Here is a 3,412-nt window from a genome sequence, read left to right on the forward strand (position 1 = left end):
TGCCGCGGCAGCCCGGCGGCATTCAAAATATTCACCGCCCGCTCGATATCGCGGGCGTCGATCAGCAGCGAAATGCCGGTTTTGTCGATACTTTTCTCGGCATCGATGTGATAACTGCCAAGCTGGGCAATCACCTCGTTGGCGTCGTTTTCCGACAGGTCGCGATACAGCTCCACGCGGTCGCCGCATCCCGCCAGAAGCCAGACCAGCAGCAAGGGAAGCCAGCGTTTGATTACACCGTGACGCATTGCTTTACCCTCACTGTAGGTTGGTGAGTTTTTCAAGACTTTGTACGCTTTTAGCCACCACCTTCGCATTCAGCAAACTCTCGAGATAAAACGAAGACAGCGTACGCGTGGCGTCCATCACATCCTTGGGATTGTTGCTATGGAGGCTTTTGCCGACCTGTCGTTCGGCTTTCTGCCGCAGCCCGTCGAGATGACCGGAGCGACCAGCCAGCGCCTCCATCCAGACGGCGTTGCCTTGTGGCGGCTCGTTCGCCGTCGCGCCGGGCGAGATCGCGGCGCTGAACCATGACACATCTTCCGCTGCGGGCGTCGTCGCTGCATCGTGTCGGTCCATGCCCGAAGACGCATGACTCGCGCCTGAAACCTGAGAAATTTTCATGCTGTTTCTGCCTCTTAGCGATGAAATTCCACCCATAAAAAACCGGGGGAATCCCCCGGCCATTCAACAGCCTATAACCTGCGATCAGAACTGGATCGACTTCGCTGTCTTGGTGCTGGCGTTCATCGCTTTCGATGCAGAGTCCATCTGCATGTCGGTGATGGAGTTCATCGCATCCGTTTTCATTTTCTGGCTCTGCGCCGCCGTGGTCATGGCCGTAGTTTCCGCCATGGTTTTGTCCAGCGTCTGCATTGAGGCCAGGGATGCGGCATTTGAAAGTCCAAACATAGTGTTATCTCCAGTAATAAATAAGTCCGTTGAGAGTGTGATGAACCGGATGACGACTATCCCGTCATCGTGTTCATCCATTAAGTAGGAGATAACGGTCAACGGTTCCGGATGAACATCCTTTTTTCGCCGCAGGCCTGCCCACCGTCCGTCAGAAACCCCGTGAAGGTACGTTCAGCAGCTTAAGACGGTGGTAGAGAGTACGTTTGGGGATCCCCAGTTCTGTCACGACGTCGTCGATGCAATGGCCGTTACGCCGCAATGCATCCTGGATCAGAAATTTTTCGATGCGCCGCAGCCGGTGTTTCAGCTGGGTCGGGGCCGTTTCGGCCTCGGTGTTAGACGCCAGCGGGGACAGTCCTAATACCCAACGTTCGGCGGCGGCTTTGAGCTCGCGCAGATTGCCCGGCCAGCTGTGGGTCAGCAGCCGCTCATGCACCTCCGCGCACAGGGCGGGCACCGGGCGCTGCAACCGCTCGGCGGCAGCACGCGTAAAGCGCTGGAACATGGGTAGGATGATGTCACTGCGGGAGCGCAGCGTAGGCAGCTGAATTTTGACGGTATCCAGACGAAAGTAGAGATCGCGACGAAATCGCCCTTCTTCCACCAGCTTGATCAGCGGGGTCTGCGTCGCGACGATCACCCGCATATCGACGGGCTTGAACTGGGTACTGCCCAGCCGTTCAATGCCGCGATTTTCGAGCACGCGCAGCATCTTGGCCTGTAGCGTCAGCGGCATGCTGTCTATCTCATCAAGAAACAGAATGCCTTTATCTGCGGTCTCGAGGTAGCCGGCGCGCGAGCGGTGGGCGCCGGTATAAGCGCCGGACACCACGCCGAAGAGTTCACTTTCCGCCAGACTTTCCGGGACCGCAGCGCAGTTGACCGCCACCAGCGGTCCAGAACACCCAGAGAGCTGGTGAATACGGCGCGCCAGCGTATCTTTGCCGGTCCCCGTTTCCCCTTCGAGAATAATGTCGACATTTAGCGGAGCGATATCACGGATTAAGGCGCTTAACCCGGCATGAATATCATCTTCCTGGCTTTCAAAAAAGTTTCCACAATCAATAAAGGGAAGATGTCGACTCGATACACTACGGTTTCTGATGCTCATGACAACTCCTGTACCCTTGAGGGCTATCCTTATCTAGGCAACCACTGTCAATGGTTTAACCTGCGGCTTCATTATTATGCTTACAGTTTCTTAACGATTCACGTACAAAAAAAAGTAATAACTTACGGTTATTTGATGAAGACGCTAAAGCATTACCGCCATCGCTGTCAGAAGCCATCAGTCAACTGCTGAAGTTGCTGTAGGAATAATTGATAAAAAAGTAGGAAAATCCTTACCCGCAGGTTTTGAATGGCTATTTTTTGGCTGTTCATTCAGCGCCGTGCTACGGGATCAAGCGTTGTTTCAAGGCGTATTTGACGATATCGACGTTAGACGTAAACTGCATTTTTTCCATCAGCCGCGACTTATGGGTGCTGACCGTTTTGTTGCTGATCGCCAGCGCCTCCGCGATCGCATTCACGCCCATTCCCTGCGCCAACATGACCATCACCTGATGTTCCCGCGCGGTCAGCACGCTGTGGCAAGGACGATCGTCCGTGAGATAGTCCGCAAAGACGATTTGCTCGGCAATGGTTTGGTCGATGTAGCGCGCGCCTTGCGCGACTCGGCGGATGGCGGTCAGCAACGCTTCCGGGTCTTTGTCCTTGGTGATGTAGCCCAGTGCGCCGCTTTTCAGCACTCGTCGTGCTATTTGCGGTTCGCTGTACATGCTCAGAATCAGAATGGGCAGGTTCGGGTACTGCGCCAGGACCCGGAGAATCAGCTCCTCGCCGCATATGCCCGGCATACTCATATCCAGCAGCAACAGATCGATATCGACTTCTCGCAGCGTGGTGAGCACCTGCGCGCCATTTCCCGCCTCCGCCACCACCTGCAACATATCGTCCAGCGCAAATATCTGTTTCAGTCCCTCCCGCATGATGACGTGATCGTCGGCGATCATTAATCGGATGAGTTTCATTCGGTGTATCTCCCAAGATGATGACCGTAGTGTCTCTACCGTCCTTCTGTGCGGATTTAGCGCACGACGGCGCGCTGCGGGAACGTCATACGGATCAACGTACCGCTGCCAGGCTGGCTGGTGATTGTCACTTCGCCGCCCAGCATTCTTCCGCGTTCTTTCATGCCCATAAGGCCGAACGTGTTGGGCTTTTGCTCGCGGGCGTCGAAACCGCGGCCGTCGTCCTGCACGCTAAGCACGATCAGCCCCTCCCGGTTTTCGAGCGCAATGACGACCTCGCTGGCGGCGGCGTGGCGAGCAATGTTAGTCAGCGACTCCTGCACCACGCGAAAAGCGGCGGTCGCGCACTCGTCGTTCATCAAAACGTCGGGTTCCGGCGCATGCAGCTGACACTCAACGCCGTATTGGCGGACAAAGTCATCCCGCAGCCATTCCAGCGCCAGCGTCAATCCCATATCCAG

Annotated in this window: 5 protein-coding genes and 1 pseudogene; all 6 read right to left on the reverse strand. The window is 55.9% G+C overall.

The features are described from left to right. Nucleotides 1-248, reverse strand: a pseudogene (locus Q7O77_RS15895) (EscJ/YscJ/HrcJ family type III secretion inner membrane ring protein); the annotation flags it as partial. Nucleotides 249-258: 10 nt separating this feature from the next. Then, on the reverse strand, nt 259-582 hold the full coding sequence (locus Q7O77_RS15900; protein ID WP_304169598.1) for an EscI/YscI/HrpB family type III secretion system inner rod protein: 324 nt from the start codon (nt 580-582) through the stop codon (nt 259-261). A gap of 129 nt (nt 583-711) precedes the next feature. Further along, nucleotides 712-915 carry an ATP-dependent helicase HrpA gene (locus tag Q7O77_RS15905; RefSeq protein WP_085653549.1) on the reverse strand — a complete coding sequence of 68 codons (204 nt, stop codon included), beginning with the start codon at nt 913-915 and terminating at the stop codon, nt 712-714. A 151-nt stretch (nt 916-1,066) separates the two neighbouring features. After that, complete coding sequence (locus tag Q7O77_RS15910) at nt 1,067-2,029, reverse strand: sigma 54-interacting transcriptional regulator (RefSeq protein ID WP_304169589.1); 963 nt, start codon at nt 2,027-2,029, stop codon at nt 1,067-1,069. 283 nt (nt 2,030-2,312) lie between these two features. Beyond that, nucleotides 2,313-2,951: a response regulator transcription factor gene (locus tag Q7O77_RS15915; protein ID WP_304169592.1), complete on the reverse strand. Its 639-nt coding sequence runs from the start codon at nt 2,949-2,951 to the stop codon at nt 2,313-2,315. Between the two features lie 56 nt (nt 2,952-3,007). Beyond that, on the reverse strand, nt 3,008-3,412 hold a 405-nt coding region (locus Q7O77_RS15920), incomplete at its 5' end, for a sensor histidine kinase (RefSeq protein ID WP_304169595.1).

Source organism: Lonsdalea britannica, from assembly GCF_946477055.1.
Classification (GTDB): domain Bacteria; phylum Pseudomonadota; class Gammaproteobacteria; order Enterobacterales; family Enterobacteriaceae; genus Lonsdalea; species Lonsdalea britannica_A.